Raw genomic sequence first — 731 nt, 5'->3', positions numbered from 1 at the left:
AAWATTTAAAGCAAAATCATAATCTTACACAAAATTAGTTTTCAAATTGTCATATTGATGATTTTTTTTATTTCATCAAGAGTTTTCGACAAAATTAAAGTTAATTTACCATTTGTAATTTCATCAGATATGGTAAAATCATAATAGGAGCATAAAGCGGGGGTAGGATGGATAGTAATATTAAAGTTTTAGTTGATGAATTAACTAAACTATATCATCGTTATCAAACAGAATCACTGCGTAATGATATTATGACTTGCTTAGATATTTTAAAATATTATGATTTTAATGACAAAAATAATCAAATTTTTATTGGTTATGTCGTATGAGTTTTGTTTATTGTAACAGTAAAGGTTGAAGAAAATATTGATTTAACAACGGATTTATCAAATTTAGTTGCTAAAGCATATACAACTGGTAACCATCGTAATATTTTTCGTCGCAAAAAGTCAAAAAATACTAATGATTTTGAAAAAGAAGTTGAGTTTTATATTAAACGAAATTATTTTGATGATGAATATGAGCGTTTACAACGATTACTTTTAAAAAGGAACGCCAAACTAATTGGCCCCGTAAATGATTCTTTAGCAGGCTTTAAATTATGAAAAAATATTAACTAATGCTATTCAATAGACTTCTTGCATAACCTAGTTATTTTAAAATTCCTATAAAATATATTTAAAATAGAAATTATAGGAATCTAAAATTATGAAATTTGATAAATTTGATTA

The 731-nt window shown here is 24.1% G+C and carries 1 protein-coding gene; it reads left to right on the top strand.

Annotated features, from left to right (window positions below; translation table 4 throughout):
• The first annotated feature begins 167 nt into the window (after nt 1–167).
• Complete coding sequence (locus EHV01_RS06235) at nt 168–620, top strand: hypothetical protein (protein ID WP_422066704.1); 453 nt, start codon at nt 168–170, stop codon at nt 618–620.
• Nucleotides 621–731 lie beyond the last annotated feature (111 nt).

It is taken from the genome of Spiroplasma sp. hy2 (assembly GCF_044714365.1).
GTDB classification, from domain to species: domain Bacteria; phylum Bacillota_I; class Bacilli_A; order Mycoplasmatales; family Mycoplasmataceae; genus Spiroplasma; species Spiroplasma phoeniceum.
The sequence above is the reverse complement of the archived record's forward strand: the minus strand, read 5'-3'. Positions and strand labels throughout refer to the sequence as shown.